This window comes from Bradyrhizobium sp. AUGA SZCCT0176 (assembly GCF_018130145.1).
In the GTDB taxonomy this organism is placed as follows: domain Bacteria; phylum Pseudomonadota; class Alphaproteobacteria; order Rhizobiales; family Xanthobacteraceae; genus Bradyrhizobium.
The window spans coordinates 301,859-327,745 of sequence record NZ_JAFCMB010000002.1 but is presented as its reverse complement, the minus strand read 5'-3'; the positions used below and the strand labels follow the sequence as shown (position 1 = coordinate 327,745).

The 25,887-nt window shown below is 63.5% G+C and carries 27 protein-coding genes; 15 read left to right on the top strand and 12 right to left on the bottom strand.

Features of this window, described 5'->3' with window-relative positions:
• The first annotated feature begins 57 nt into the window (after nucleotides 1-57).
• On the top strand, nucleotides 58-1,317 hold the full coding sequence (locus tag JQ600_RS06605; protein ID WP_212386065.1) for an MFS transporter: 1,260 nt from the start codon (nucleotides 58-60) through the stop codon (nucleotides 1,315-1,317).
• Between the two features lie 19 nt (nucleotides 1,318-1,336).
• On the opposite strand, the gene JQ600_RS06600 is transcribed toward JQ600_RS06605, so the two are convergent.
• A complete protein-coding gene (locus JQ600_RS06600; RefSeq protein WP_212386064.1) occupies nucleotides 1,337-2,314 on the bottom strand; it encodes a tripartite tricarboxylate transporter substrate binding protein in 978 nt (325 codons plus the stop codon).
• Between the two features lie 54 nt (nucleotides 2,315-2,368).
• Nucleotides 2,369-3,169 (bottom strand): transporter substrate-binding domain-containing protein, encoded by an 801-nt coding sequence (locus JQ600_RS06595; RefSeq protein WP_212386063.1) that lies wholly within the window; start codon nucleotides 3,167-3,169, stop codon nucleotides 2,369-2,371.
• A gap of 150 nt (nucleotides 3,170-3,319) precedes the next feature.
• Between JQ600_RS06595 and JQ600_RS06590 the strand changes: the two genes are divergently transcribed.
• From JQ600_RS06590 to JQ600_RS06560, 7 genes are all read left to right on the top strand, one after another.
• The gene (locus JQ600_RS06590) at nucleotides 3,320-4,033 is read left to right on the top strand and encodes a TetR/AcrR family transcriptional regulator (RefSeq protein WP_212464580.1); all 714 of its coding nucleotides are present in this window, start codon (nucleotides 3,320-3,322) and stop codon (nucleotides 4,031-4,033) included.
• Between the two features lie 7 nt (nucleotides 4,034-4,040).
• Nucleotides 4,041-4,910, top strand: a complete 870-nt coding sequence (locus JQ600_RS06585) for an amidohydrolase family protein (RefSeq protein ID WP_249135724.1) — start codon at nucleotides 4,041-4,043, stop codon at nucleotides 4,908-4,910.
• 10 nt (nucleotides 4,911-4,920) lie between these two features.
• On the top strand, nucleotides 4,921-5,925 hold the full coding sequence (locus JQ600_RS06580) for a tripartite tricarboxylate transporter substrate binding protein (protein WP_212386060.1): 1,005 nt from the start codon (nucleotides 4,921-4,923) through the stop codon (nucleotides 5,923-5,925).
• Between the two features lie 26 nt (nucleotides 5,926-5,951).
• Entirely contained in the window at nucleotides 5,952-6,677 is a 726-nt protein-coding gene (locus JQ600_RS06575; protein ID WP_212207387.1) for a PIG-L deacetylase family protein, read from the top strand.
• Nucleotides 6,674-7,366, top strand: a complete 693-nt coding sequence (locus JQ600_RS06570) for a 4-carboxy-4-hydroxy-2-oxoadipate aldolase/oxaloacetate decarboxylase (RefSeq protein ID WP_212268861.1) — start codon at nucleotides 6,674-6,676, stop codon at nucleotides 7,364-7,366. Before JQ600_RS06575 ends, JQ600_RS06570 begins: the two co-directional genes overlap by 4 nt.
• 1 nt (nucleotide 7,367) lies before the next feature.
• Nucleotides 7,368-8,222 carry a hypothetical protein gene (locus JQ600_RS06565; protein WP_212386058.1) on the top strand — a complete coding sequence of 285 codons (855 nt, stop codon included), beginning with the start codon at nucleotides 7,368-7,370 and terminating at the stop codon, nucleotides 8,220-8,222.
• A 90-nt stretch (nucleotides 8,223-8,312) separates the two neighbouring features.
• A complete protein-coding gene (locus JQ600_RS06560; RefSeq protein ID WP_212386057.1) occupies nucleotides 8,313-9,263 on the top strand; it encodes a catechol 2,3-dioxygenase in 951 nt (316 codons plus the stop codon).
• A gap of 25 nt (nucleotides 9,264-9,288) precedes the next feature.
• Here the strand turns inward: JQ600_RS06560 and JQ600_RS06555 are convergent, their stop codons facing one another.
• A complete protein-coding gene (locus JQ600_RS06555) occupies nucleotides 9,289-10,428 on the bottom strand; it encodes an acyl-CoA dehydrogenase family protein (RefSeq protein WP_212386056.1) in 1,140 nt (379 codons plus the stop codon).
• 83 nt (nucleotides 10,429-10,511) lie between these two features.
• Between JQ600_RS06555 and JQ600_RS06550 the strand changes: the two genes are divergently transcribed.
• From JQ600_RS06550 to JQ600_RS06530, 5 genes are read left to right on the top strand one after another with little or no spacing between them, the layout of a single operon-like run.
• On the top strand, nucleotides 10,512-11,378 hold the full coding sequence (locus JQ600_RS06550; protein ID WP_212386055.1) for a FadR/GntR family transcriptional regulator: 867 nt from the start codon (nucleotides 10,512-10,514) through the stop codon (nucleotides 11,376-11,378).
• 50 nt (nucleotides 11,379-11,428) lie between these two features.
• Nucleotides 11,429-12,238, top strand: a complete 810-nt coding sequence (locus JQ600_RS06545; RefSeq protein ID WP_312010862.1) for an enoyl-CoA hydratase-related protein — start codon at nucleotides 11,429-11,431, stop codon at nucleotides 12,236-12,238.
• 45 nt (nucleotides 12,239-12,283) lie between these two features.
• On the top strand, nucleotides 12,284-14,482 hold the full coding sequence (locus JQ600_RS06540) for an acyl-CoA dehydrogenase (protein WP_249135723.1): 2,199 nt from the start codon (nucleotides 12,284-12,286) through the stop codon (nucleotides 14,480-14,482).
• A gap of 12 nt (nucleotides 14,483-14,494) precedes the next feature.
• Nucleotides 14,495-15,700: a CaiB/BaiF CoA-transferase family protein gene (locus JQ600_RS06535; RefSeq protein WP_212386053.1), complete on the top strand. Its 1,206-nt coding sequence runs from the start codon at nucleotides 14,495-14,497 to the stop codon at nucleotides 15,698-15,700.
• Nucleotides 15,701-15,758: 58 nt separating this feature from the next.
• Nucleotides 15,759-16,727 (top strand): tripartite tricarboxylate transporter substrate binding protein, encoded by a 969-nt coding sequence (locus JQ600_RS06530; protein ID WP_212386052.1) that lies wholly within the window; start codon nucleotides 15,759-15,761, stop codon nucleotides 16,725-16,727.
• A gap of 30 nt (nucleotides 16,728-16,757) precedes the next feature.
• Here JQ600_RS06530 and JQ600_RS06525 read toward each other — a convergent pair whose 3' ends face one another.
• The 9 genes from JQ600_RS06525 to JQ600_RS06485 all read right to left on the bottom strand — a co-directional run bounded on the left by JQ600_RS06525 (nucleotide 16,758) and on the right by JQ600_RS06485 (nucleotide 24,104).
• The gene (locus tag JQ600_RS06525) at nucleotides 16,758-17,465 is read right to left on the bottom strand and encodes an SDR family oxidoreductase (RefSeq protein WP_409363259.1); all 708 of its coding nucleotides are present in this window, start codon (nucleotides 17,463-17,465) and stop codon (nucleotides 16,758-16,760) included.
• Nucleotides 17,466-17,551: 86 nt separating this feature from the next.
• Nucleotides 17,552-18,412, bottom strand: a complete 861-nt coding sequence (locus JQ600_RS06520) for a VOC family protein (RefSeq protein ID WP_212268852.1) — start codon at nucleotides 18,410-18,412, stop codon at nucleotides 17,552-17,554.
• A complete protein-coding gene (locus JQ600_RS06515) occupies nucleotides 18,409-19,305 on the bottom strand; it encodes a VOC family protein (RefSeq protein WP_212268851.1) in 897 nt (298 codons plus the stop codon). Before JQ600_RS06515 ends, JQ600_RS06520 begins: the two co-directional genes overlap by 4 nt.
• Entirely contained in the window at nucleotides 19,302-19,985 is a 684-nt protein-coding gene (locus JQ600_RS06510; RefSeq protein WP_212386050.1) for a TetR/AcrR family transcriptional regulator, read from the bottom strand. Before JQ600_RS06510 ends, JQ600_RS06515 begins: the two co-directional genes overlap by 4 nt.
• A gap of 2 nt (nucleotides 19,986-19,987) precedes the next feature.
• Nucleotides 19,988-20,302 carry a non-heme iron oxygenase ferredoxin subunit gene (locus JQ600_RS06505; RefSeq protein ID WP_212386049.1) on the bottom strand — a complete coding sequence of 105 codons (315 nt, stop codon included), beginning with the start codon at nucleotides 20,300-20,302 and terminating at the stop codon, nucleotides 19,988-19,990.
• 8 nt (nucleotides 20,303-20,310) lie between these two features.
• Nucleotides 20,311-21,072 carry an SDR family oxidoreductase gene (locus JQ600_RS06500; RefSeq protein ID WP_212489752.1) on the bottom strand — a complete coding sequence of 254 codons (762 nt, stop codon included), beginning with the start codon at nucleotides 21,070-21,072 and terminating at the stop codon, nucleotides 20,311-20,313.
• A gap of 14 nt (nucleotides 21,073-21,086) precedes the next feature.
• On the bottom strand, nucleotides 21,087-21,593 hold the full coding sequence (locus JQ600_RS06495) for an aromatic-ring-hydroxylating dioxygenase subunit beta (protein ID WP_212464565.1): 507 nt from the start codon (nucleotides 21,591-21,593) through the stop codon (nucleotides 21,087-21,089).
• Nucleotides 21,590-22,861, bottom strand: a complete 1,272-nt coding sequence (locus tag JQ600_RS06490) for a Rieske 2Fe-2S domain-containing protein (RefSeq protein ID WP_212386046.1) — start codon at nucleotides 22,859-22,861, stop codon at nucleotides 21,590-21,592. Before JQ600_RS06490 ends, JQ600_RS06495 begins: the two co-directional genes overlap by 4 nt.
• Before the next feature lie 31 nt (nucleotides 22,862-22,892).
• Nucleotides 22,893-24,104, bottom strand: a complete 1,212-nt coding sequence (locus JQ600_RS06485; RefSeq protein ID WP_212386045.1) for an NAD(P)/FAD-dependent oxidoreductase — start codon at nucleotides 24,102-24,104, stop codon at nucleotides 22,893-22,895.
• A 214-nt stretch (nucleotides 24,105-24,318) separates the two neighbouring features.
• Here JQ600_RS06485 and JQ600_RS06480 point away from each other — a divergent pair, with 214 nt between their 5' ends.
• Together JQ600_RS06480 and JQ600_RS06475 are read left to right on the top strand one after the other, a co-directional pair.
• Nucleotides 24,319-25,314 carry an amidohydrolase family protein gene (locus JQ600_RS06480; RefSeq protein ID WP_212386044.1) on the top strand — a complete coding sequence of 332 codons (996 nt, stop codon included), beginning with the start codon at nucleotides 24,319-24,321 and terminating at the stop codon, nucleotides 25,312-25,314.
• A 104-nt stretch (nucleotides 25,315-25,418) separates the two neighbouring features.
• Nucleotides 25,419-25,817, top strand: coding sequence for a hypothetical protein (locus tag JQ600_RS06475; RefSeq protein WP_212386043.1), 399 nt, complete (start codon nucleotides 25,419-25,421; stop codon nucleotides 25,815-25,817).
• The last annotated feature ends 70 nt before the right edge of the window (nucleotides 25,818-25,887 follow it).

The following is a 25,887-nucleotide window of genomic DNA, read 5'->3' as shown; positions in this document are numbered from 1 at the left end:
ACAGGCAAGAACAAGAAACAGGGCAGGGTGGAACGCGATGAACCGCGACAGCGAGTCTTGAGCGATTTCGCGCGGCCTTCCGCGCTCGCTCCATTCCGGATCCGGAATTATCGTTTCCAGTGGCCCGCCGATCTGCTCACCTCGTGGGCGTTCGAGATGGAGATGATCATCCTCGGCTGGTACGTGCTGGTCGAGACCGGGTCGGTGCTGCTGCTCACCGTGTTCGCCTCCCTTGGTTATATCGGCACATTGGTTGCGCCGATGTTCGGCGTCGTCGGCGACCGCATCGGTCACCGCGATCTCCTGGCGATGATGCGCGCGAGCTACGCGGTGCTGGCGACCGTGCTGATGACGCTGGCGCTGACAGGCCATCTCAGTCCACTCTTTGTTTTTATCGTCGCGGCGCTGATGGGGGTGGTCCGTCCGTCGGACCTCGGCGTGCGTGGCGCGCTGGTTGCGACCATCATGCCGCGCGATCAATTGATCGGCGCGATCAGCATCTCCCGAACCACGATGGATACCGCGCGCATCGCCGGCGCGCTGAGCGGCGCCGGATTGTTCGCTGCGCTCGGGATGGGGCCAGCCTATGTGGCGATCGTCTGCCTCTATCTCATCGCGACCGTGCTGACGCTGTGCGTGGTGGTATCGGCCAAGCCGCATCCGACCGGCGACACCGAAGGCGAGGCGCTGCGGCCCTCGCCATTGCGCGACCTGATGGAGGGCGTGGCCTATTGCTGGACCACACCGCGCATGCGCGCTGCGCTCTGGGTCGCGTTCCTTGCCAACCTCACGGCTTATCCGCTGACCAACGGATTGCTGCCCTACGTCGCCAAGACGATCTACGGCACCAACCAGACCGGGCTCGGCTATCTCTCGGCAAGTTTCGCCATCGGCTCGCTGGCCGGCTCGATCGTGCTGAGCCTGATCCACGGTATAAGGGTGGCGCGGCTCATGATTGCCTCGACCGTGCTGTGGTACGCGACGCTGCTGCTGTTCGTGCAGATGCAGACGGTGCCGACCGCGATCGTCTGCCTTGTCATCGCCGGTTTTTCGCAGAGCCTCGCGATGATCTCGATCGCCGTCATCCTGATGCGCACAGCAGCCGAGAATTTCCGCGGCCGGGTGATGGGCGTGCGCATGATGGTGATCTATGGCCTGCCGTTCGGCCTTCTGGCCGCCGGCAGCCTGATCGACGAGATCGGCTTCGCCGCGACGGGAACGCTGTACGCAGCGGTCGGTCTCGCCTTGATGCTGGCGATCATGCTGCACTGGCGCGCCGATTTGTGGCCGGCGCATGCCCCGGCCAATGCGCGATAGGCGTCGCGTTGGCGGCGCCTCACTGCATCTTGATGTTGGCTTCCTTGAGCACCGGCTCCCACTTGGCGGCCTCCGCGCGCATGAACGCGTCGAATTCCTGCGGTGAGTTTCCGACCGGCGTCGCGCCCATCTTTTCCAGCGCGGTCAGAACCACCGGGTCCTTGAGAGTGGCCTTGAGATCGGCGTTGATCTTGCTCAGCAGTTCCGGCGCCATGCCCGCGGGTCCAAGAAAGCCCCACCACACCGACGCGTCGTAGCCGGGCAAGCCGGACTCTGCGACCGTCGGGACATTCGGCAACGCCTTGGCGCGCTGCGCCGTCGTCACCGCAAGTGCGCGCACCGTAGAGCCCTCGAGCTGGCCGACGACCTCCGGCAATGGGTTGACGCTGATCGGAATCTCGCCTGATATCACGGCGGTGAGGGCGGGCGCACCGCCCTTGTAGGGAATCGCGAGGATCTTCACCTTGGCCATGTAGTTGAGCAGTTCGCCGGCAAGGTGCGCGGACGTGCCGTTGCCGGACATGCCATAGGACAGGGCGTCGGGCTTCTCGCGGGCGATCGTCAGCAACTCCCCGAGATTCTTCACGGGGCTGTCCCTGGAGACGACGATGGCAAGCGGCGACGCGGCGATCTCGCTGATCGCGGTGAAATCCTTGAAAGTGTCGTAGGGCAGCTTTGGATAGAAGAATTGATTGAGCGGATGGCCGCTGGCGACCAGGATCAGGGTGTAGCCGTCGGGCGCGGATTGGGTCAGTGCCTGCGAAGCGATAGTGCCGCCGGCGCCGGGCCGGTTTTCGATCACGGGCTGCTGGCCCCAGATCTTCGACAGCGACTGGCCGACCGTGCGCGCGAGGACATCAACCGCGCCGCCGGCGGCATAGGGCACCAGGATGCGCACCGGCTTGCTTGGGAAACCCTCGGCGTGTGCCAGCGTACCGGCCAGCGAGAATAGTGCCGCGGCCAGAACGGAACGGATGAGTTTTCGTGGGGCAGGCATGGCAGGAAATCCTTCTTGTCCGGATCGATGGTTGGAAGTGGGCTGCGTGCGCCGCTAATTCTGTGTTTCCGGCGCAACCGCGCCGCGCAGCCCCGCGCGCGCAATCGCTGCCTTGACCAGGCCTTCCGACTTCGCGGCTTCGGTGAACTGCCGGATGAACGCCATCCCGCCGTCGCGTCCTTTTGGGACGCCGATTGCGAAACGCTCGACGCCCCAGCGGCCGTCGAGCACTTTTGACCCCGGCAGCTTCTCCGACATCTCGTACAGCGAGGCCTTGTTGGTGGCATAGGCGTGGAGGGTGCCGGCCGTCAGCATCTCGATGGCGGCATCGAAATTTGCCGCGCGCACGATCTCGGCCTTCTTCAGGTCGCGCGTAAGGGTGCCGTCCGAGGAGCTTCCTGCCGTGACGCCGACGCGCATGCCTGCTGCATCCACCTCGATCAGCGCTGTGAGCGCCGAGCCCTTCGGCACGAGATAGCCGAGCTCGACTTCAAAAACGGGCGGGCCGAAATCCAACTCCCGTGCCCGCGCGGCCGTGGCGTTGGTGAGGGCGATGTCGGCCTTGCCCGTCTTGACCGCTTCGAGGACCTCGGCGTTCACGGAGAAAATCACCGGCTCAAAGGGTACGCCGAGCCGGCTCGCGAGTTCCTTGCCGAGATCGTAGCCGACGCCCTTTGGTCCGCCCGACTTCGGATCCGGCAGGATCGAGGTCGGTGTTCCCGGATACAGCGCCACCCGCAGCGCACCGCTCGGCGCGAGGATCTGCCGAATCTCGGTGTCGGCCGCAATGGCGCCACCGGCAAAGAGCGCGGCAACCGCCAGCACCGCAACAATGATCTGGCGCCTTCCAGCCATATCGCTCTCCCGTGCCTTCCGCTCCAGTCGCGTCGGCGTCGGGTTTTTCCGGCGCCACCGATATATTTGTTGACTGGACCTGATAATTTGTACATCTGTACAAAAGAAAAAGCGGAAAGCAAACCCCAAAGAAAAGCCCAAAGAAAACTCATGACGCGCAATCCCAATATGCGGGAAGCAATCCTCAGCGCGGCCGAGAGCCTGTTCTCGACCCGGGGCTTCAACGCGGTCTCGATCCGCGACATCGCGCTGGAGGCGGGCGCCAATCCCGGCAGCGTCACCTATCATTTCAAGAGCAAGGACGGCCTGCTGCTCGAAATCTACAAGCGGCATTGCGGTCCCATGAACAAGCGCCGTATCGAGTTATTGGTGGCGGCGCGGCGCGTGCGCGACGTGCAGGACCGGCTCGAGGCCGTGGTGCGCGCCTATGTGCAGCCGGCGTTTTCGTCGAGCAGCGATCTGGCGGGCGGCGGCGCGCGGTTCACGCGGCTGCGCGCTGTCATGTCGGCGGAAGGCAACGCCGTGGTCGGCCGCATCATTGCGGAGATCTTCGACGACACCACCAACGCCTTCATTGAAGCGATCGAGCAGAGCCTGCCGCATCTGCCGCGCAGGACGCTGGTCTGGCGCTCCCAGTTCCTGCTCGGCGCGCTCTATTACACCCTGGTCAACCCGGAACGGGTGACGCGGTTGTCGCGTGGCGAGGCCGATGGCGCCGACATGGCCGAGGCGATCGAGCAACTGGTTTCTGCCACCGTCGCCGCACTGCAGGCGCCTGACATTAACGGCCAGGCGGCCGCCGAGCCCGCTGCGAAAGCCGGAGCCAGGAAAGCCCCGGCCGGTTCCCGCTCACGCACCGCATGAGAGCATGATGTCGAAGCCAACGATTCCCGGCCCGGATCGCAATACGCGGACGCCGAAATTCCGCCTGCCGCCGCTGGCGTGCGACGCGCACACCCATATTTTCGGGCCGGGCGACAAATATCCGTATGCGCCGGGGCGACCGTACACGCCGCCGGACGCACCGCTGGAGGATTTCAGGGCGCTGCATCAGAAGCTCGGCATTGGCCGGGCCGTCATCGTCAATGCCAGCGTGCACGGCACCGACAATCGCGTTGCGCTCGACGCCATCGCCGTCAGCAACGGGACCTTTCGCGCCGTCGCCAATATCGACGATACCATCACTGAGCGCGGCCTTCAGGAGCTTCACGACGGCGGTTTCCGCGGCTGCCGCTTCAATTTCGTGCGCCATCTCGGAGGTGTGCCCGACATGGCGGTGTTCCACAAGATCGTCGCGATGGTGGCGCCGCTCGGCTGGCACATCGACCTGCATTTCGATGCGATCGACTTGCCTGAATATGCCGACCTGCTGGCAAAACTGCCGGTGCGCTACACCATCGATCACATGGGACGGGTCAAGGCTGCTGACGGACTCAACCAGTTGCCGTTCCGGACCCTGATCGACCTGATGCAGCGCGACGAGAAATGCTGGGTCAAGGTCTGCGGCTGCGAGCGGGTGTCCTCCAGCGGACCGCCGTTCCACGACGCGGTGCCGTTTGCGCGCCGCATCATCGAGACGGCGCCGGATCGCGTGATCTGGGGAACCGACTGGCCGCATCCCAACGTCAAGGCGATGCCGAACGACGGCGATCTGGTCGACCTCATTCCACTATTCGCGCCGGAGCCCGAGTTGCAGCAAAAGATACTGGTCGATAATCCCGCGCGGCTGTTTGAGTTCTGATGGATCAACCATGACGGTCAGGCCCGAGGGTTTTGGTTTGAGCGGCCGCTGCGCATCGATCGCAGGCGCATTTGTGTTGGCAGTGTTGCTGCTGACGCCGCAGATCGCCTGCGCCCAGAATTATCCAAACCGGCCGGTGCGGCTGATCCTCCCCTTCGGTCCGGGCGGGGTTGCCGACGTCACCGCGCGGATCGTCACCGAGAAGCTCGGCGAAAAGCTCGGGCAGCGCTTCATCATCGAGAACATGCCGGGCGCCGGCGGCATCACCGCCGCTCGCGCGGTGCTGTCGTCGGCCGCCGACGGCTATACGCTGGCGCTGCTGAGCAATGGCACCGCGATTTCGGTGTCGCTGTTCAAGAACCTGAGATTCGATCCGGTCAGGGATTTCGTTCCGGTCTCGAGCATGGGTTATTTCGACTTCATCCTCGTCACTCAGGCCGGCTCGCCGTACCAGACATTGGCGGACCTGATCAAAGCGGCCAAGGCAAGGCCCGGTGCGCTCAATGTCGGCACCATCAATGTCGGCTCGACGCAAAACCTCTCGGCGCAATTGTTCAAATCCACTGCCGGCGTCGAAATCACCATCGTGCCGTTCCGCAGTTCGCCCGATGTCCTGATCGCGCTGCTGCGCGGCGATATCCAGATGGCGATCGAGAATTACACCGCGGTGCAGTCGCACATATCAGATAAGGCGGTGACTGCGGTCTCGACTTCAGGTTCGGTCCGCACGCCGTTCCTGCCTGACGTTCCGACGGTAAAGGAAGCCGGCGGCGGCGATTTCGAGGCGCAGTCCTGGAACGCGATTTTTGCGCCCAAGGGCACGCCGCCGGAGGTGATCAAGACGCTCAATGCGGCGCTCCGCGAGGTGCTCGACACGCCCGACTTGAAGAAGCGCGCGCTCGAGCTGGGCATCGAGGCCAAGGCCTCCACGCCGGAGGAAATCGCGCAGCGGCTGAAGGACGATATCGAGAAATGGGCTAAAGTGATCGAGCGGGCGGGCATCGAGAAGCAATAGCCGGAAAACCGAAAGAGGAAACAGCAATGACCAATGCAAACAAGACCGGCCTCGTGGTCACGGCGCATCCCGGCGATTTCGTCTGGCGCGCGGGCGGGGCGATCGCGCTTCACGCCAAGAAGGGGTACCGCATCAAGATCGCCTGCCTGTCGTTCGGTGAGCGCGGCGAGAGCCAGTTCGCCTGGAAGGAAACCGGTGCCACGCTTGAAAAGGTCAAGGCGGGACGGCGCGACGAGGCGCAGCGCGCAGCCGAGATGCTGGGAGCGGAAATCGAATTCTTCGATGCCGGCGATTATCCGCTGCGCACCACCGAAGCGCATTTCGATCGCATGGTCGATATCTACCGCGAACTCAATCCGTCCTTCGTGCTCACCCACGCGCTGGAAGACCCCTACAATTTCGATCATCCCAACGCCGCGCATTTCGCGCAGGAGACCCGCGTGGTGGCGCAGGCGATGGGCCACAAGCCCGGCGCTAAGTACACCTACGCCGCGCCGCCGGTGTTCCTGTTCGAGCCGCACCAGCCCGAGATGTGCAATTTCAAGCCGCAGGTGATCCTCAACATCGACGAGGTTTGGGAGCAGAAGCGCAAGACCTTTGAAATTCTCGCCGCGCAAAAACACCTGTGGGCGTACTATGAGCGCGTCGCATTGCAGCGGGGCATGCAGGGCGGCCGCAATTCCGGCAAGGCCATGACCTATGGCGAGGCCTATCAGCGGCTGTTCCCGATGGCGATGGAGGAACTGGCATGAAAACCGTTGTTGTCCGCAACATCAAGCGCACCGATGCCGACCTCGTGAACCGCCTTGGCACGCTCGGCGTCGCCACCGCGCACGAGGCCTATGGCCGCTTCGGCCTGATGAAACCATATTTGCGTCCGGTATGGGCCGGCGGCGAGGCGGCAGGCACGGCGGTGACCGTGCTGGCGCAGCCCGGCGACAACTGGATGATCCATGTCGCGGTGGAGCAGTGCAAGCCCGGCGACATTCTGGTGGTCGGCTGCACCACCGACAATACCGACGGCATGTTCGGCGATCTGCTCGCGACCTCGCTGATGGCGCGCGGCGTCAGGGGCCTGGTGATCGATGCCGGCGTCCGCGATGCCAAGGCGCTGCGCGAGATGGGGTTTCCGGTGTGGTCGAGGGCGATTTCCGCCAAGGGCACGGTCAAGGCGACCTTGGGCGCCGTCAATGTGCCCGTGGTCTGCGCCGGGATCAACGTGGTGCCGGGCGACGCTGTCGTCGCCGATGACGACGGTGTTGTGGTCGTCAGGCGGAAAGATGCCGCCGACGTCGTTGCCAAGGGAGAAAAACGCCACGCCGACGAGGACGGCAAGCGCAAGCAACTCGCCGCTGGTGTGCTCGGCCTCGACATGTACAACATGCGCGAGCCCTTGGCGAAAGCAGGCCTTGTCTATATCGATGAGCCGGAGAGCGACTGAGATGGCAATACGCCTGCGCACCTTGCTCGGCGACCATCCCGGCGCCGCGGCGCTGAAGAGCGGCGCGATTAAATCCGATCTGGTCGAGTTCGACTTTGTCGACTATTCGCCGACCAACAAGGGCTTCAAGCCGATGGTCCGCGAGGCCGCGTTCGACGTCTCCGAGATGGCCATCGTCACCTATCTGATGGCCAGGAGCTTTGACAAGCCGATGGTGCTGCTGCCTGATGTGGTGATGGCGCGCTTTCAGCATGGACATGCGCTGTACAACGCAAAGCGGGGCGCGCTGACCCCTACCGATCTGAACGGCAAGCGCGTCGGTATCCGCTCCTTTACCACCACGACCGGCGCCTGGCTGCGCGGTATCCTCGCCAATGATTACGGCGTCGATCTCAATTCGATCGACTGGGTGACCTTCGAGGACGCCCATGTCGCCGAATTCAGGGACACGACCAAACGAGCGCCGGCCGGCAAGCCAATCATCCAGATGCTTGTGGATGGTGAACTCGATGCGGTGCTCGGCGAGAAGTCCGAGCATGCGGATTTCAAACCGCTGTTCGCCGACGTCGCCGCGGAGGAGAAGGCCTGGGCTGCCAAGCACAAGGTGGTGCCGATCAACCATATGGTGGTGGTAAGCCGGGCCCTGTGCGAGAAAAATCCGGACGTAGTGCGGGAAGTGCATCGGTTGCTGGCGGAGTCGGCCAAGGCGTCAGCCGCTGCGCCACGTTTCTCTGCAGATGAGATGCGTCGTTCGCTGGAGCTGATTATCGGCTACACCGCCCAGCAAGCCCTCATTCCGCGTGCTTTCAGCGTCGATGAGCTGTTCGACGACATAACGCGTGCGCTGCAATTGTAGGGAGGGCAAAGGCGCGTAGCGCCGTGCCCACCATCCGATCTGAACTGGTGGGCACGCTACGCTTTGCCCACCCTACGAGAGAGACCGCCTATGACCCCCGAACCGATCTTCGATCTCGCCCATCTCGGCCACATGGAAATGTTGACGCCGAAGCCGGAGGAGAGCGAAAAATTCTTCGTTGACGTCATGGGCATGACCGTCAGCGGCCGCAAGGGCGAGTCGGTCTATTTGCGCGGCTGGGACGATTACGAGCGCTATTCGCTGAAGCTGACGGCTTCCAAAACCTCAGGGATGGAGCATATGGCGCTGCGCGCGCGCAGCCCTCAGGCGCTGGAGCGCCGCGTCGCCGCGCTGAAGCGGTCCGGCTTCGACATCGGCTGGGTCGATGGCGACATGGGGCAGGGGCCGTCGTTCCGTTGCCGCGATCCGGATGGCCATATTGTCGAGCTCTATTACGAGACCGAATGGTATCAGGCGCCGCCCGAATTGAAGCCGGCGCTGAAGAACCAGGCGCAGCGGTTTCCGGCGCGCGGCGTCAATGTCCGCCGGCTCGACCATCTCAATTGCCTGGCGGTCGACATCAAGGCCAACCGCCTGTTCTTCGAGAACTATCTAGGCTTGCGCACCACCGAGCAGATCGTGCTCAACGACGGCACGGAAGCCGCGATGTGGATGACGATGTGCAACAAGAGCTACGACTTTGCCTACACCCGCGATCACTACGGCAAGATGGGCCGCTTCCATCACGTCACCTACGCGCTCGACAGCCGCGAGGAGATATTGCGCGCCGCCGACATCTTCCTGGAGAACGGCATCCACATCGAGACCGGCCCGCACAAGCACGCGATCCAGCAAACCTTCTTCCTCTATGTCTACGAACCCGGCGGCAACCGCGTCGAGGTCGCCAACGCCGGCGCCCGCCTCATCCTCGCGCCCGACTGGAAACCGATCGTCTGGACCGAGGAAGAGCGCAAGAAAGGCCAGGCCTGGGGGCTGAAGACGATCGAGTCGTTTCACACCCACGGCACGCCGCCGGTGTGACGGGGAAAAGCCTGTCAGCACGCTTCTACCGAAGCAGCTCCCGAGCGATCACCACGCGCTGGATCTGGTTGGTGCCTTCGAAGATCTGGGTCAGCTTGGCGTCGCGCATCATCCGCTCGACCGGATAGTCCATGGTGTAGCCGTAGCCGCCGAAGATCTGGACGGCGTCCGTTGTCACCTTCATGGCCATGTCGCTGCCGACGCATTTGGCCATGCTGGCCAGCACGTTGAGGCGTTTCCAGTCGCCGGCATCGCCGGCCCGGGCGCATTCGTAGACGAGGGCACGTGCGGCCTCGATCTGCATGGCCATGTCGGCCAGCATGAATTGCACGCCCTGAAACTCCGCGATCGCCTTCTTGAACTGTTTGCGCTCCTTGGCGTAGGCAACGCACGCGTCGAGCGCGCCCTGGGCCAGGCCGACGGACTGGGCGCCGATGGTCGGCCGGTTGAGGTCGAGCGCGCGCATCGACGCCCGGAAGCCCTTGCCTTCTTCTCCGACGAGGTTCTCCGCAGGGACGCGGACATTGTCGAAGAAGATCGGAGTATTCGGCGCGCCGCGGAAGCCCATCTTGCGCTCGTGGCGTCCAAACGAGATGCCCGACATCGTCTTCGGTTCGACGATGAAGGCACTGATCCCGTCGGCGCCCGGGGCGTCGCTGGTCCGGGCCATCACCACGATGTAGTCGGCGACGACGCCATAGCTGCACCATTGCTTGCGGCCGTTGAGGACGTAGCTGTCGCCGTCCTTCCGCGCGCGCGTGTTGATTGCGGTGACGTCGGAGCCGGCCTGCGGCTCGGATATCGCGATCGCCGTGACGACGCCGCCCTTGGCGATAATGGGTAGGTATTTGGCGCGCTGCTCCTCGGAACCGAAGTGAAGCAGCGGCATGATGAACATGGTGTTGAGGGCTGCGATCGAGGCGCAAGCCGGCGAGACCCTGGATATCTCCTCCCGGGCGAGGCAGGCCAAGGTCAGGTTGCCGTTCGGACCGCCGTAGCGTTCCGGCACCCAGAGCTGCATCAGCCCCATCTCGCCGAACAGCTTCACGAGTTCGAGCGGGAAGCGGTCGGTCTCGTCGATTTCGGCCGCGACAGGCGCGACGTGCTTTGCGACCATCTTCCGCACGGTGTCGCGGAACGCGATCTGCTCCTCGGTGAAGCTCATGTTGATCCCTGGGTCATCTTTTCTTGCCGGAAGTTTGAAAAGGGACTTCCATTGAATGGGTGAGCCATTTAATAATTCACCCCATGAGCACCAAGTCAAGCCCTCGCACGCCCGCCCGCCCCAGGTCATCGACGCCCAACCGGCGCGAACGGGTCCCCGATCACCGCGCGGCTGGAGCGCCGGCCGCGCCGGCATTCCGCCCGATCCACACACGGCGTGCGTTCGAGGAAATCTGCGAGCGCATCCGCGAGCAGCTCGCGCTCGGCGTCCTCAAGCCGGGCGACAAGCTGCCGCCCGAACGAGACCTGGCCCAGCAGCTCGGCGTCAGCCGCAACGTGCTGCGCGAGGCCTTGCGCAGCCTCGAAATGGCCGGCGTGCTTCGGCTGCAGAAGGGCGTCAAGGGCGGCGCCTTCATTCAGGAGGGCGACACCAGCCGCATGAACGGCGTGATGCGCGATATGCTGTCGCTCGGCACGATTTCCGTCCGGGAATTGTCGGAAGCGCGCGTTCACGTTCTCGATCTCGTGGTGCGGCTGGCGTGTGCCAATGCACGAAAAGCCGATCTCGACGCGCTCGAGGCCAATATTCGGCGCACCGAGGATGCGACGCGGGAAGGGCGGCTGCTGGACCGCGTCGAATGCTCGCGCGAATTCTACAAACTGCTCGCGGCGTCGACCGGTAACAAAGTGATCGCCATGATCATGGATTCGGTCACCGAGATTCACATGCGCTTCGTCTACGCCAAGGTCTCGTCGAGCGGCGTCGCGATGGCGCGGCTGGCGGAAAAGCGACGGCAATTCCTGGCGGCGCTGGGTGAACGAAATGTTGCGTCGGCGACGCGCCTGATGCGTACCCATCTGGAATCCGTGCAGCGGATGCTGGAGCAGGACCCCGGCGCGATGTCGCTTCACGTCGCGTTGGCGGAGGTGCAGCCCGGAATGCGCAGATAACAGAGAGTGGCTCGATCCACGCTCGAACAATTATAACAACGGAGGAAAATGTGTCCCAATATGCCAGATACGAATGCCTGACGGTCGAGGTCGCGGACAAGGTCGCGACCGTGACTTTGAACCGGCCGCAAGCACGCAACGCCATCAATCAGAAGCTGATCCGCGAACTGCGGACCATCTGGGACGACCTGGCCGACGATCACGCCGTCCACGTCGTGGTGCTGACGGGCGCGGGTGATTTCTTCAGCGTCGGTGGCGACGTGAAGGCGATGTCGGAGCGGCCGGGCGGCGACGTTCTCGAGGAGGGGGAAGTCCACGACCCCATGATCAGCCGCCGTGGCGTGACGCGCCAGCTCGAACTCGACAAGCCGATCATTGCGGCGATCAACGGCGACGCCATCGGCCTCGCCGCAACGCACGCGCTGCTTTGCGACATCACGGTGATGGCGGAGGACGCGCGCATCGGTGACACCCACGTCTCGCGGGTCGGGCTGGTCGCCGGTGACGGCGGCACCGTGATCTGGCCGCTGCTGATCGGCATCAACAAGGCCAAGGAGTACCTGATCCGCGGCACCCTTCTGAAAGGTGCGGAGGCTGAGCGGATCGGGCTGGTCAATCATGTCGTGCCGCGCGCGGAGGTGCTCGCCAAGGCCCGCGAGATCGCGATCGAGCTCGCCAACGGCCCGACCTGGGCCATTCGCTGGACCAAGCTGTCGATCAACCAGATCGTCAAGGATCGCGTGAATATGATGCTGGAGGCCTCGATGGCGCTCGAGCAGGTGACATTCGAGACCGCCGACCACAAAGAGGCGACGATGTCGTTCAAGGAGAAGCGCAAGCCGAAATACGGCAAGGCCTAGTCTCCCATGGATGCGGCCGCGCCTCCGAGCGACGACACCGCCAAAATGCTTCGGGATTCCCTGCGCGGGTTTCTCGAAGCGCATTGGGCTGCGGGCGGCGGCAAGGAGCGGCCGTCCCCGGACGATACCTCGGCGGTCTGGCGCAAGCTCATCGGGCAGGGGGTGGCTGCGCTCGGCTCCGGCCGCGATGAAGGCGGCCTTCGCGAGATCCTGGTGGTGATGGCGGAACTTGGCCGTGCCGCATGTCCGGCGCCGATGTGGTCCGTCGCGCTGGCCAACTTTTCCCTCTCGGGCTCGCGGACCGACGCCGCCGTGGAGCTGCTGGAAAAGCTGCATGCCGGCACAGCGGTGGCTGCTTTCTCCTTCGGCGCCCGCGACCCTGATGTGGGTGCAGGATCGATCCGGATTGACGGCTCGCGCGCAACAGGCGTGCTTCGTTTCGTCGAAGCCGCTGGTGCCACACATCTTCTCGTGGCCGTTGACGCGTCCCATCTTGCCCTCGTCCAACTGGATGCTCCCGGCATTGTCCTCACGCCGACGCGCGCCATGGGCGCATGGGGGCTCTGCGAGGTGCGGCTGAATTCGGCGCCGCTGACGCTTCTTCCGCTGGAGGCGGTCGACCTCGATGATATCAGCCTCAAGGCCCAGGTCGCATTGCTGGCGAGGGCACATGGCGCCGCCCGGCGCGCGTTCGAGCTGGCCACGGACTACGCCAGGGAGCGTCACCAGTTTGGGCAACCCATCGCAAAGTTTCAGGCGATCCAGCACAAGCTCGCCAATGGCCTGATCGCGCTCGAAGGCGTCCGCCTGATCCTGGATCATGCGGCCAGGCTGCACGACATTGGTGATTGCAACTGGCGCTATTTTGCCGATTGCGCGGTTGCCTTTGGCGGGCATGCGCTGCGGCGCGTGTCGCTCGAGACCCAGCATATTTTCGGCGCCATCGGCTATGCCGAAGAGCACGAGGCCACGCGACATTTCAAGCGCGTGCACCTGGACACGGTCGCGCTCGGCGGGGCGCCTGATGCACGGCGGCGGCTGGCTTCGTATTTGCTGGATCGCGGCGGCGCGCCGTTGCCGCAATACGATCTCGGTCCGGCCGGCAACGAGCTGCGCGAACAGGTGCGGCGGTGGCTCGATCAAAACTGGTCGGGAGACCGGAAGGCGAGGTTCGACCAACAGCCATTTGAAAAGCGTGAGTTCGACGCCGAGTTCGCGCGCGATATCGGCAAGACCGGATGGATCGGCCTCGGATGGCCAAAGCAATTCGGCGGGCAGGGCCGTTCCCCGTTGGAGCAGATCGCATTCATGGAGACGATGGAGCAGGGCGAAGCACCGCGGATCGGCGCGTCGATCCAGGCCAACGCCCTGATGATGTTCGGCACGCCGGAGCAGCAGCAGAACTACCTGCCGGAAATTCTCCGGGGCGAGGCCATGCACGGCATGGGCTACAGCGAACCGCAGGCCGGCTCCGATCTCGCCGCGCTGCGCACCAGCGCGGTGCGGGACGGCGAGCACTGGGTCATCAACGGCCAGAAGATCTGGACCACGACCTGGTGGGGCAAATACATGTTTCTCGCAGCCCGGACCGACAGGAATGCCAAGCCGCCGCACGCCGGCATCAGCATGTTTATCGTCCCGATGAATGCGCCGGGTATTACGGTCCGGCCGGCGAGCACGATGTATGACGGCACGTTTGCCAACATCTTCTACGACGACGTTCGCATTCCCCTGGAAAACATTGTCGGCGAGGTCAATGGCGGCTGGAAAGTCCTGACGGGCGCACTCGCCTTTGAGCGCGGTCTGGTCGGCGGCGGCATCGTGTGGAAGGTGGCCCACGCCTTCGAGCAACTGCGCCGGCATGTGATGGCGGCCGAGGGCGATCGGCCGCCGCCCGCTCAGGATGCGATCGTGCGCGACAAGATGGCGACGCTTGCCTGCGAAATCGAGGTTGGCCGGCAACTGATGATGCATTGCGCCGAACTCGCGGCCGATGGCGTGACGCCGCCGGAATATGGCGCGATCAGCAAGGTCTATTCCGGCGAACTGATGGAAGGGTTCGGCGAGGCGGCGCTCGACATTCTCGGGATGCGCGCCGCGATTTCCGAGCAGATGCCGGGCGCGATCGACAATGGCCGGTTCGAACAGAACCTGCGGCATTCGCTGATGTGGGTGATCAGCATCGGGACCAACGAGATACAGCGCAGCCTGATCGCCCAGCGCGGGCTCGGGCTGCCGAGATAGGAGGCAGGCAGTATGCAGGACCAAACATCGACATCGGCCCTCGAGGGCGTACGGGTGCTGGATTTCTCCATCATGCTGGCCGGGCCCTATTGCGCGCGGCTGCTGGCCGATGTCGGCGCGGAAGTGATCAAGATCGAGCCGCCGGAAGGCGACGAAATGCGGCTGCGCGCGCCGGTGCGTGACGGCCACAGCGCCTATTTCGGCCAGCTCAATGCCGGCAAGCGGAGCATCGCGCTCGACCTGAAATCGTCAGATGCGATCAAGCTCGTCCATCGCATGGTCGAAGACACCGACATCCTGGTCGAGAATTTCCGACCCGGTGTGATGGAGCGCCTGGGTCTCGGATATGAGACGCTGCGAAAGATCAATCCGGGACTGATTTACTGCTCGATCTCCGGCTACGGTCAGACCGGTCCGCAGGCTGAGCGCGCCGCCTATGCGATGATCGTTCATGCCGAGAGCGGCTTCGATCGCACGCTGATGCGGTATGCCGGAGACCGCGACCGGCCGGCGGCAGGTGCGGTGTTCGTCGCCGATGTTCTCGGCGGCATTTTCGGCTTCTCGGCAATTCAGACTGCAATGGTGCAGCGCTCGCGCACCGGCGAAGGACAGCGCATCGATGTCGCCCTGATGGATTGCATGCTGAATCTCTTGGTGTATGAGCTGCAGGAAGCGCAATTCTCCAAGCCGATGCTGCGGCCGACTTACGGGCCCGTGCGCACCATGGACGGGGACATCCTGATCGCGCCGGTGTCGGCGCGCAACTTCGCGGCCCTTCGCGACCTGACCGGCCTGCCGGAGCTTTTATCCGACCCGCGCTTCACATCGGTGCCGAAGCGCGGCGCGAACTGGACCGCGATGATGCAGGTCATCGAAAAATGGGCCATGCAATACACAATGGACGAATGCCTTGCCATGCTCGACCAGGCCGGCATTCCCTGCGCGCGCTTTCGTGACCCGGCCGAAGCGCTGGACGATCCCGATCTCGCTGGTCGCGGCACATTTGCGCCGATCGCTGACGCCGCCGGCGAATTCAAGGGCGTCAACGCCCCGTGGCGAATGTCGGGTGCGCGTAGTGCGATCGGGCGGGAAATTCCGTCCATAGGGTCGCACCGCGACGACGTGCTCGAACGCGTGCTTGGACTGTCCGCGGATGAAATCGCAAAACTAGCCGCCTCCGGCGCGTTCGGAAAGGTCGCCGGAACGGCAGCGGAATAAGGCCGGCCGGAGAGAAAGACTGCATCAAAAAAAGAGACGACCTGATGGGAGGATCGACGTGAAACGACTTCATTTCTTCGCGTTTGCGCTCGGGCTTGTGGTTCTTGCCGGAACTGCCGCCGCAGACAATTACCCGTCGCGGCCGATCCGGCTCATCGTGCCATATCCCGCCGGCGGTTCGACCGACATCATGGCGCGCGCGCTGCAGGAGCCGATGGCAAAGATCCTCGGCCAGCCGCTCGTCATCGACAATCGCGGGGGCGCGGCGGGCACGACCGGCGCCAACGAAGCCGCCCGGGCGGATCCGGATGGCTACACCCTTTTGTTTGCAAACAACGGCCCGATCTCGATCGCCCCACTGCTTCAGAAGGGTGTCGATTTCGATCCGTTGAAGAGCTTTGCACCGGTCTCGCTGGTCTCCAAGGCGCCGCTGGTTCTGGTTGCGAGTGAAAAGGTGCCGGTGAACGATGCCGCCGGCCTGATCGCCTACGCCAAGGCGCAGGGCAAGCCGATGCTGTATGCGACCGCCGGACCTGGCTCGCTCGGACATCTCAGCACAGAGCGCTTTCTCAACCAGGCCGGGCTGCAGATGGTCCACGTCCCGTACCGCGGCCAGGCACCGACAACGCTCGCGATCTTTGCCGGCGAGGTCGACATCCTGCTCACGACAACATCCGACACGCTGAACGAACATATCCGCTCCGGCAAGGTGAAGCTGCTCGGCGTTTCGTCGCCTGAGCGCTCCGCCGTTGCTCCCGGGGCCACGCCCATCGGGAACGTCTTGAAGGGGTATTCAGTCGAAACCTGGTTCGGGCTGTTGGCTCCCGCGGGTACGCCGCCTGAGATCGTCAGCAAACTCAACGCCGCTATCAAGACGACGCTGGCGATGCCGCAATTGCGCGACCGCTTTCTGGCCTACGGCGTGGAGGCCACGACCAGTACTCCCGCCGAACTGTCCGCCATCATCGCGGCCGAAATTCCCGTGTGGCGCAAGGTGATCGAGGAGCGCCATGTCAAGACCGAGTAATGGCCGGCAGATGATCGAGCTTTGTTCGAATCAGAACGTGCCGGGATAGGCGCCGCCGTCGATCAGAATGTTTTGCCCGGTGATGTAACCGGCTTGCGACGAGCACAGGAACGCGCAGGCAGCGCCGAATTCATCGGGGTGGCCGAACCGCTTGGTCGGGTTGGCCGTTCTGATCTCCTCGGTCACGGCGCCGACCTCGCGCGACGAATTCCGGGCCAGCGCCGTCAGATTAGACTTGAGGCGGTCGGTATCGAACGTGCCGGGCAGCAGGTTGTTGACCGTCACGTTGTGTTCGGCGACCGACCGGGCCAGTCCCGCGACAAAACCCGTCAAGCCGGTGCGCGCGCCGTTGGAAAGCGCAAGCATCGCTACCGGCGCTTTCACGGCATGCGAGGTGACATTGACGATGCGACCGAACTTGCGCGCGATCATGCCGTCCAGCGTCGCCTTGATCAGCGCGATCGGCGCCAGCATGTTGCCATCGAGCGCCTTGATCCAGTCCTCACGCTCGAATTTGCGGAAATCTCCGGGCGGCGGCCCGCCGGCATTGTTGATGAGAATGTCGGGAGCCGGGCAGGCGGCGAGAATGGCATCGCGGCCTTCGTTGGTGGTGACGTCGGCAATGACCGCTTTGGGCCGGTTGGCGGTCGCAGATGCGATCTCCTCCGCGGCACTTTCCAGCACATCCCCACGGCGGGCTACGATGATGAGGTTGACTCCTTCGCGGGCGAGCGCCATCGCGCTCGCCTTGCCAAGGCCCTGGCTTGCCGCGCACACGATCGCGGTGCGTCCCTTCAATCCCAGATCCATTTGCTCTGTTCCAATCAGGAGTTTGGCAAAGCCATGCCCGCGGGTTTCGAACCCCACATGCAGAAACTGGTCGGCTCAAAACCGAATTGCCGCGGCCGGTGCGTCGCCTCGTCTTCGATCTCGTCGACGCCGACCGAGTATTCGAAGATCATGCCGTCCGGGCCTTTGAAGTAGAGGAAGCGCGCGCCCGAGGTCGGATGCCGGCCGGGGCCGAACACGATCGGCACGCGCCGCTCATTGAGGAAGTAATAGGAGCGCAGCACGTCGTCGCTGGTCTCGACCTGGTGGTTGATGTGCTGGATGCCGGCCTTGGGCGCCCGAACCAGCGCAATGGTGTGATGGATCGCATTGACGCGCATCAGCGGAATGTCGCCGATCCGGTCGCTGACACGGGCGTTGCACACTTGCGTCCAGAACCGCTCATCGCGCGCCGGATCGGTCGAGTTGAGGCCGATATGGCTGAAGCCGGTGATCCCGGCATCGCGGCTGGCGAAATAGCGCCGGCCGCTGCGTTCCGGCCGTACCACCAGCTCAATGCGATTGCCGGTCGGATCGCGAAAGCCGATGAAGGCTCTTACCTTGCGCCGCTCGGCTTCCTGCGCAGTTCCTGCATGGACGGCATGCCCGAGCGCTTCCAGCGTGGAGGCCGCCTCCTGCAGGCTCGCCTCGTTCTCGACCTCGAAGCCGACGGTCTGGTCGTCAGGGTCGCCTTCCGAATAGCACAGCGTATGAGCGCGTTCGTCGGAGCGCAGATAGAGATCCTTCTTGCCGCGCTCGGCAATCTGCAGGCCGAGACAGGCGGTCGCGAAATTCTCGGCCGATTCGAGATCGGGCGAACCGAGGCGGACGTAGCTCACATCCTTCAGCTGGATCATGTTGTTCTCCTGTTCATCGGCCCGGCGCTAAGTTCCGGTACGTCCTTGTTTTCGCTGCCCCAGTCGCAGAGCGAGGCGGCAGCAAGCGGGAATTGCCGCGCCAGCCGCGGCTTGCCGTCGAGTTCGGTCATGCCGTTCACATAGGAGAAGATCAGGCCGTCCGGGCCTTCGACGTGCAGGAACATCTGGCGTGAGGCGGCCTCGCGGCCCGGGCCCTGCACGATCCTGATCTGGCTTTCCTGCATGAAGTAGCTGTTCTGCATGATCTGATCGAGCGCCTCGACTTCGAACGCCGCATAGAGCAGCCCATTGCGGTTCGATGGATAGAGCGCGATGCGGTGATGCAATCCGTCGATCCGCAAATAGGCGATGTCGCCAACCCAGTCGCTGACTTCGGCGCCGAGCGCGCGCCAGAATGCTAGGTCGCGTGCGTGATCGGTGCTGCGAAGGCCGACGCCATGAAACGCGACAATGCCGGCATCGCGCGGCGGAAAGTAGCGGCGGCCGCTCCTGGTTGGACGGACCACCAGATCAATCCGGTTGCCGGATGCGTCTTGGGTCAGCAGCGCCGACTGCACGTACCGGCGTTTGCACTCGCTGGCTGAGGCCTCTTGAACCGTGAAGCCGAGTGCGCGCAATCGCCCGCCGATTTCTGCTAGCGCCGTATCATCCCAGACCTCGATCCCGACGCTGGCGCCATCAGCAAAATTCTGGCCAAGGCTTACCGTGCGAAACCGGTCGTCGGAACGAAAGGCGATCTCGCCATCCTGATCGGCGACGCGCTGCAGCCCGAAAATATCGGACACAAAGCGCGCGCTGGCGCTCGGCTCGCTGACGGCGAGGCGCACGTAGCAGACCGAGGTGATCAGAGGGGTGGCGCGGCCGTTGTTCATCGCGCCCGCGCCTTCGGATGCTGGGATTCCAGGAAAATCTTGATCATCCGCCGCCACACCGCGAACAGCTCGTCGAACCATTTTGGGTCGTTGTCCCAGAGCGTGCGCAGCGCCATGCCGCGGACGAGGCTTAATGTCAGGGCCACGATGTCGGCCGACAGGGAAGGCGGCACGCCGCTCGCGGCCAGCGCTTCGGTCCAGGCCGTCTCGACCGGCCGGCGCGCTTTGCGGGAGATATCCAGGATCTGCTTGCGGACGGCCTGATCGGTCGACGTCGACAGCACGATGTCGATCGCCACCATGAAATGTTCGCTGAAGAAGAACTCGCGTGCGTCCTCGATCACGGCCTCGATCAGATCACGCGGCCGGTTCACCGCCGCGGCGCGGCGCCGGCTTTGGATCTGCGCCTGCTCGAAGACGTATTCCAGGGTGGCGACAACAAGCGAATCCTTGGTCGGAAAATGATGAAGCTGCGCGCCACGGGACAGGCCCGCTTCGGCGGCGACGTCGGCGGTTCGAAAGCGGGCGTAGCCGCGCCGGCGAATGAGTTCCGATGCGGCCTTGAGGATGCGCGTGCGCGTTTCCTCGGTTCGTTCGGCCTGGGTGCGCCGCCGGGCTGTGCCAAGCGGTCGGCGCGCGGATTTCAGCGGGGCGGGGACACGGTCAGGACGGCTCGCCATTTCTAGACCTCGATCTGAACGTTGCCGTCAACGATGGTGACGGGGTAGGTTTTCAATGCAATTTCGCAGGGCATGCCGGTCGGCTCGCCGGTGGTCACGTCGAACGTGCCGAAGTGGAACGTGCACTCCACGGTTTTGCCGGTAATGATGCCTTCTTCCGCTAGCGATGCCTCTCCGTGAGTACACATGTCGGCGGTGGCGTAGATCGCGCCGTCGACCCGGTAGAGCGCCACGTTGGAGCCATCGGGCAGCGGCGCCTGCTTGATTTCGCCTTCGACCACTTCACTGGCGGCGCAGATGACGAGTGTCTTAGCCATATCAAGACCTAGAGCATGGTGCTGCCGCCGTTGACGCTGATGACCTGTCCGGTCACGAACGATGCTTCGGCGGAAGCGAGATAGGAAACCATCGAGGCGACTTCCTCCATTTCGGCCGGACGGCCCATGGGGATAACGCTGACGAATTTGGCGGCGAGCGCGGGGTTGCTCTTGGTGATCGCCACCATCTGCGGCGTGTTTACCGCGCAGGGGGCGACCGTATTGACCGTGATGCCGTCTCGGGCAAACTCTCGCGCCATGCCTGTCGTGAGGCCATGAACGCCGCCCTTGGCCGCGTTATAGGCGGCATGATCCCACAGGCCGTTGCGGACTGAATCGGCGCCGAGGTTGATAATGCGGCCATAAGCCTGCGCGCGCATCCTGGGGACCGCGTACCAGGAACACCACAGCACGGTCCAGAGATTGCGATCGATGGTGGTTTTCAGGGTTTCCGGCGTTTGCTCAGTAAACGCCCTGATGATGCCGCCGCCGGCGTTGTTGACGAGGATGTCGAGCCGGCCGAAGCGCTCGCTCGCGAGATTGATGGTCTTCTCCGCCGTGCCTTGATCAGAGAGATCGCCGGCATGGCTGGCGACCTCAGCGCCGAACTCCTTGCTGAGATGAGCGGCAGCCTGTTTCAACCCGGCCTCATCGAGGTCGGCGAGCACGAGCTTGGCGCCGTCCCGCGCCAACCGCTCGGCGATCGCAAGGCCGATGCCCTTGGCCGCGCCCGTGACGACGGCAACATTATCCCTGAGCTTCTTGTCCATTACCTGCTTTGCTTTCACAGAATGATGCTGACGCGGCCCTGGGCGCGGAGGCCTTCGCTGTCGAGAAGGCAGCGCTTTTCCTTGATCCGGAACGTGCCGTTGCCGGGGACGAGACGATAACGGTTGCTGCCGAAATAGGTGTCCGTCACGCCGTCCTTGGTGCGATAGGTGATAAAGGCCGAACTCACCTCGATATCGTCGCCGATATGCTTTCTGATGCGGACGTTGCTGACGAGGTGTCGCGTCCTCGAATGCGGGAACTCGGCATGCGCGGTTCGTTTCATCAAGCGCTTGACCCGCTCGCTGAGCCGGAAGCGGTCGTCGGCGACATAGAACAGGTTGTTGTCGGGCGAAGCGTCGACGGCCAGGTCCGTCGCCGGGACGTAATAAATCGCGTCGTCAGTGAACAGCTCCAGCCATTCCGGCAGCCGCCATTCATCCAGCAGTTCGGCTTCGGCAAACAGGAAATCCTCGACGTCGGTACGGGCTATGGCGTGCATCGCGGTTACTCCGTCGCTCATGCCGGCACCCTGAAAATATGCTCGTTCCAGTTCGACCAGAACGCGCGCATCTGCAATTCGTCGTCGTAGGACGGGTTTTCCTTGCCCATGCCTTTCGAAATGTCGTTCCACTGCGCCTCGGCGGAGTTGCGAAAACCGCGCTGGCACTGCTCGAGCGCCTCGACGTCGTCAGGCGTTGCAAAGCCGCCGGGCCCGAGAAATTCGAGGAAGTTGAACAGCCGGTATTTCCGTGCCCATTCGGTCTCTTCCTTGGGGGCCAGGGCCCAGGCGCTGATGTTCATGAAGTCGGGCGCGGCGGGATAATAGGTTCGTACCGTCACGGCCATGATGTCGTTGATCACCAGGTTCGGAAAGATAAACAGATTGCGGTTGAAGGTGGCGATGCGATCGGCGCGCTCCTTGCCGAACCGCTTCACCAGGCCATCATAAAGACGGGTAAGCTCGTGTTTTCCTTCCTCGCCCCATGAGGGAATCCATTGCGCGACGGGGCGGCCCCAGGGCGCCTTGTATTCGAGCACGGCATGGCCTTTGCCGAGATCGCGCGCAGAGCCCTCAAAGGCGACCTGAGCCAGCGCGCCGCTCGCCGACTTCAGGTAGTCCAGATAGGTCGCATGCGTCGTCAGCGCGTGGTAGCCGTCGATGCTGTTCTCGGTCAGCAGCTTCCAGTTCGCCCGCATCGAGTATTCCTGCGTGCCGCCGACGATGGTCATTCCCATCTCGGCCTGATCGCAGATCACATCGAGATACTCCTTCACCGGACCGAGATAGTCCGAAAGGCTCTCGACGCCCTTGTCGAAGCAAATGAAATTGAGATCGCGGTAGCTCTCGAACCGCGCCACCTGTTGCATGTTGGAGGTCGAGCGCTCCTTGAAATCCGCGGCGTAGGAGGACTCGCCAGGCTGGCTGCGCAGCGTTCCATCGAGCCCAAATACCCAGCCGTGATAGAAGCATTGGAAGGATTTGGCGCTGCCGTGCTTTTCGCGGCAGACCTGCGCGCCGCGATGCGGGCAGGTGTTGAGCATCGCCTTGAGATTGCCCTTGCCATCGCGCGCGAACAGAATGTTCCGCCCCCCGACCGAACGCGTGACAAAGTCCCCCGGCTTGGCGAGTTCGGAACTATGGCCGAGGTAGAGCCAGCATTTGTCGAAGATCTGCGCCCGCTCGGCCTCCAGAATATCAGGATCGACAAAGGCCCGGCGCGAAACCTTGAATATCTTCTTGCCTTCATCGATCATGAGCGCGGTATTCATCCGTTGGAACGCGTTCATTGCTGTTTCTCCCTGGAAAGTTCTTTGCTTTTCATTTCAAGGCGGCCCGCAAATCGTAGGCGGGCGATTCAAGATCGGCACGTGACGGCTTGGTGTTCGCCGCGATCACGCGCTTGAGCATCGCCATCTCCTTGGCGGCATTGACCGACAACGCGCCGACCACTTCCGAGCCGCGCATCGCTACAACCGAGAATTTCCCAGAACGTTCATCGCCGCGGACGATGTGGTCGCTGTCGAGCATATCGCCGGCGACCTGGATGTTCAGGTCATATTGGTCGGTCCAGAACCAGGGCGGGTCGCTGTACTCTCTGGCCTCGCCGATCATGTTCGCCGCGACCGAAATCGCCTGGTTCTGCGCGTTGGCCCAGGTCTCGACCCGGATCGCGCGGCCGTGACAGCGGCTCCATTGCAGAGCGGCATCGCCGGCGCAGAACACGCCTGACGCCGCGGTGCGGCCGCAGGCATCGACGGCGATCCCATCCGCCGTTGGCAGGCCAAGCCGTTCGGCGACCGTCGGCACCGGTTCAACGCCAATGCCGATCAGCACCAGATCCGCCTCGACCTCTTCGTCGTTGCTGAGCTGAACGCCATCGGGCGTACTTCCGGTGACGGTCGCGCCAAAGATGAAGTTGACTCCATGGTTGCGATGCTTGGCGGCGACGATGTCGCTGACGAGCGGCGGGAATGCCCGGGCCAGCAAGCGCGGCTCGCTCTCGATCACTGTAACGCGACATCCGTTCTTTGCGGCTGCGCAGGCCGCCTCGAGCCCGATCACGCCGCCGCCGACGATCGCGATCCGGGATTGATGCTGAACGGATTTGCGAAAGCGCAGCGCATCCTCGACGTTGCGCAGGTACTGAATTTCAAGGCCCGGGTGTTCCAGCGCAGCAAGCCGGCGAGGCCGCGTTCCGGTCGCGATCAGCAGGCGATCGTAGGCGAACGAACGGCCATCGGCTGTGGTAACCGTGCGGCGGTCGGCGTCGCAATCAGTCACTGCCGCGCCGGTTTCGAGCCGAACGTTCAGGACGTCGCTCCAATCCCGGGCCTGCTTGATGTAGGCTACCGGCGCGTCCGGGCTGCAGAGCATCGCCTTGGACAATTGCGGCCGCTCGTACGGCGGATGGGGCTCTTCGCCGAGGATGGTGATGGCGCCCTGAAAGCCGCGGGCGCGCAACGCTTCCGCCGCACGGCCGCCGGCCTGGCCTGCTCCTGCAATCACGATGTTTTCGACTGGCGCCGTCAATTTTCCGCTTTCACTCCCTGACGCGATCTTGATCGTCGCGTCCTTTCCGCAAGTCGGTTGAGCGGAGGTCCGCAAAACCCTGCAATTCGTTTCTTTGATTGCATCCATATTAAAAACAGTCCAACCTGCTTGTAAAGTAGCATCGCAGGTTCCGCCCGGAGAATGTGGGCGGGGAACACTGGTGCGGTGCATAACAATATCGAGGAAGCGCGTTGTGGCCGAGGCCATCGATACCCATACCCATTTCGTTCCCGGCAGCATTCCGCAGCAAGCCGGGCGCAATCCGCTTTGGCCGTCGATCGAACGCAAGGGGGCAGATAGCGCCGCGGTGATTGTCGACGGCAAGGTGTTCCGCGTCATCGATTCCCGAAGCTGGGACGCCAGGCGCCGCATCGACGACATGGCAGCCGACGATGTCGACGTGCAGGTCGTCTCGCCGATGCCGGAACTGCTGTCGCACTGGTTTCCGGCCGCGGATGCCGACGCGCTGTGCCGGCATATCAATGAGGGTATCGCCGAACTCTGCAATGCGAACCCCGGGCAATTCATCGGCATCGGCATGGCGCCGATGCAGGATGCGTCTCTCGCCGTCAAGCGGTTGGACGAGATCAAATCGCTTGGCCTGCGCGGCATCGAGATTGGCAGCCACATCAACGGTATTCCGCTCGGCGATATCAGGCTGCACGATATCTATGCCGCGGCCGAACAGGCGGGCTTGATGGTGATGGTCCATCCGCTGCATCCGCTCGGTCTCGACCGCATGGGCGGTCGGCCCGAGCTGGCGGCGGTTGCGGCATTTCCGCTCGAAACCGCGTTTGCCGCGGTGTCGCTGATGACCAACGGTGTGACTGAGCGTTTCCCAAATCTGCGGATCCTGCTCAGTCATGGCGGCGGCGCGCTGCCCTGGATCCTGCCGCGGCTGCGGCACGCCCGGAGCATTGGACCGCCCTTGGATAGCCTGTTTCCGCGCGATCCCGGCGAGATGGTAAAGTCGTTCTTTTACGACACCATCCTCTATGACGATGTCGCGCTGGACTATCTGGTGACCAAGGTCGGGAAGGACCGCATTGTGGCTGGGTCGGACTATCCGTTCACGATCAAGCAGGATCGGCCGGCGGAGTTTGCCGAGCGGGCGCTGGGCCTCGCGCGTGAAACGTTTATGAGCAATGCGAAGGGCTTGTTGGGTCTCGACATCAGGGCCCCAGCTTGAAGCAAACCTGAAGGGAGGCTGTTCTGGCTACCTGCTATTCCTATCGTCAATTCTGTTCGCTTGGGCTTCTCCCACCGCGTACGCCGGCAAGGCCGGACCCGCAGGTGCCGCGCGACCGCGCATTGGGACCCTGCGCGCATGGCAAAATCGGTGCATTTTATTTCTATGCGGAGGGCTCGCGCGACGATCCCGCGTTCGGCTTTTGCGACATCGAGGTTTCGATCCAGGCGGTATCGACCGGGAAGGTGCGGGTCGAACTCTATTGCATCGCCGATGGCTACCAGACCGCGCGCGGTGTCGGCGCCAGGCATCCGCTCAAGATCGCGGTGATGGCAAAGGACCGGGTGGTGGCCGTGGCGGCCTGGCATTTCGCCGACGTGATCTGCGGCCACGCCGATCCCATGAACTTCGCAACCGATCTTGATATCGCGGATGAATTGTTCGCGCAGATCGACCGGATTGAACTGCAGGAAACCAAAGGCGAATCCAGGGCGTGCGAGTAGAAGGGTAGGCCGTGCTGATGCGTGCCGACGACGCTACCTGCGGGCCCACGACAAAAGAAACCGGCCAACT

What these genes read in the sequence shown, in the direction of transcription:
- JQ600_RS06600 (WP_212386064.1), bottom strand. Translation starts at nt 2,314, where the DNA reads ATGCCTGCCCCACGAAAACTCATCCGTTCCGTTCTGGCCGCGGCACTA.
- JQ600_RS06595 (WP_212386063.1), bottom strand. Translation starts at nt 3,169, where the DNA reads ATGGCTGGAAGGCGCCAGATCATTGTTGCGGTGCTGGCGGTTGCCGCG.
- JQ600_RS06590 (WP_212464580.1), top strand. Translation starts at nt 3,320, where the DNA reads ATGACGCGCAATCCCAATATGCGGGAAGCAATCCTCAGCGCGGCCGAG.
- JQ600_RS06585 (WP_249135724.1), top strand. Translation starts at nt 4,041, where the DNA reads ATGTCGAAGCCAACGATTCCCGGCCCGGATCGCAATACGCGGACGCCG.
- JQ600_RS06580 (WP_212386060.1), top strand. Translation starts at nt 4,921, where the DNA reads ATGACGGTCAGGCCCGAGGGTTTTGGTTTGAGCGGCCGCTGCGCATCG.
- JQ600_RS06575 (WP_212207387.1), top strand. Translation starts at nt 5,952, where the DNA reads ATGACCAATGCAAACAAGACCGGCCTCGTGGTCACGGCGCATCCCGGC.
- JQ600_RS06570 (WP_212268861.1), top strand. Translation starts at nt 6,674, where the DNA reads ATGAAAACCGTTGTTGTCCGCAACATCAAGCGCACCGATGCCGACCTC.
- JQ600_RS06565 (WP_212386058.1), top strand. Translation starts at nt 7,368, where the DNA reads ATGGCAATACGCCTGCGCACCTTGCTCGGCGACCATCCCGGCGCCGCG.
- JQ600_RS06560 (WP_212386057.1), top strand. Translation starts at nt 8,313, where the DNA reads ATGACCCCCGAACCGATCTTCGATCTCGCCCATCTCGGCCACATGGAA.
- JQ600_RS06555 (WP_212386056.1), bottom strand. Translation starts at nt 10,428, where the DNA reads ATGAGCTTCACCGAGGAGCAGATCGCGTTCCGCGACACCGTGCGGAAG.
- JQ600_RS06550 (WP_212386055.1), top strand. Translation starts at nt 10,512, where the DNA reads ATGAGCACCAAGTCAAGCCCTCGCACGCCCGCCCGCCCCAGGTCATCG.
- JQ600_RS06540 (WP_249135723.1), top strand. Translation starts at nt 12,284, where the DNA reads ATGCTTCGGGATTCCCTGCGCGGGTTTCTCGAAGCGCATTGGGCTGCG.
- JQ600_RS06535 (WP_212386053.1), top strand. Translation starts at nt 14,495, where the DNA reads ATGCAGGACCAAACATCGACATCGGCCCTCGAGGGCGTACGGGTGCTG.
- JQ600_RS06525 (WP_409363259.1), bottom strand. Translation starts at nt 17,465, where the DNA reads ATGGCGCTCGCCCGCGAAGGAGTCAACCTCATCATCGTAGCCCGCCGT.
- JQ600_RS06520 (WP_212268852.1), bottom strand. Translation starts at nt 18,412, where the DNA reads ATGATCCAGCTGAAGGATGTGAGCTACGTCCGCCTCGGTTCGCCCGAT.
- JQ600_RS06515 (WP_212268851.1), bottom strand. Translation starts at nt 19,305, where the DNA reads ATGAACAACGGCCGCGCCACCCCTCTGATCACCTCGGTCTGCTACGTG.
- JQ600_RS06510 (WP_212386050.1), bottom strand. Translation starts at nt 19,985, where the DNA reads ATGGCGAGCCGTCCTGACCGTGTCCCCGCCCCGCTGAAATCCGCGCGC.
- JQ600_RS06505 (WP_212386049.1), bottom strand. Translation starts at nt 20,302, where the DNA reads ATGGCTAAGACACTCGTCATCTGCGCCGCCAGTGAAGTGGTCGAAGGC.
- JQ600_RS06500 (WP_212489752.1), bottom strand. Translation starts at nt 21,072, where the DNA reads ATGGACAAGAAGCTCAGGGATAATGTTGCCGTCGTCACGGGCGCGGCC.
- JQ600_RS06495 (WP_212464565.1), bottom strand. Translation starts at nt 21,593, where the DNA reads ATGAGCGACGGAGTAACCGCGATGCACGCCATAGCCCGTACCGACGTC.
- JQ600_RS06490 (WP_212386046.1), bottom strand. Translation starts at nt 22,861, where the DNA reads ATGAACGCGTTCCAACGGATGAATACCGCGCTCATGATCGATGAAGGC.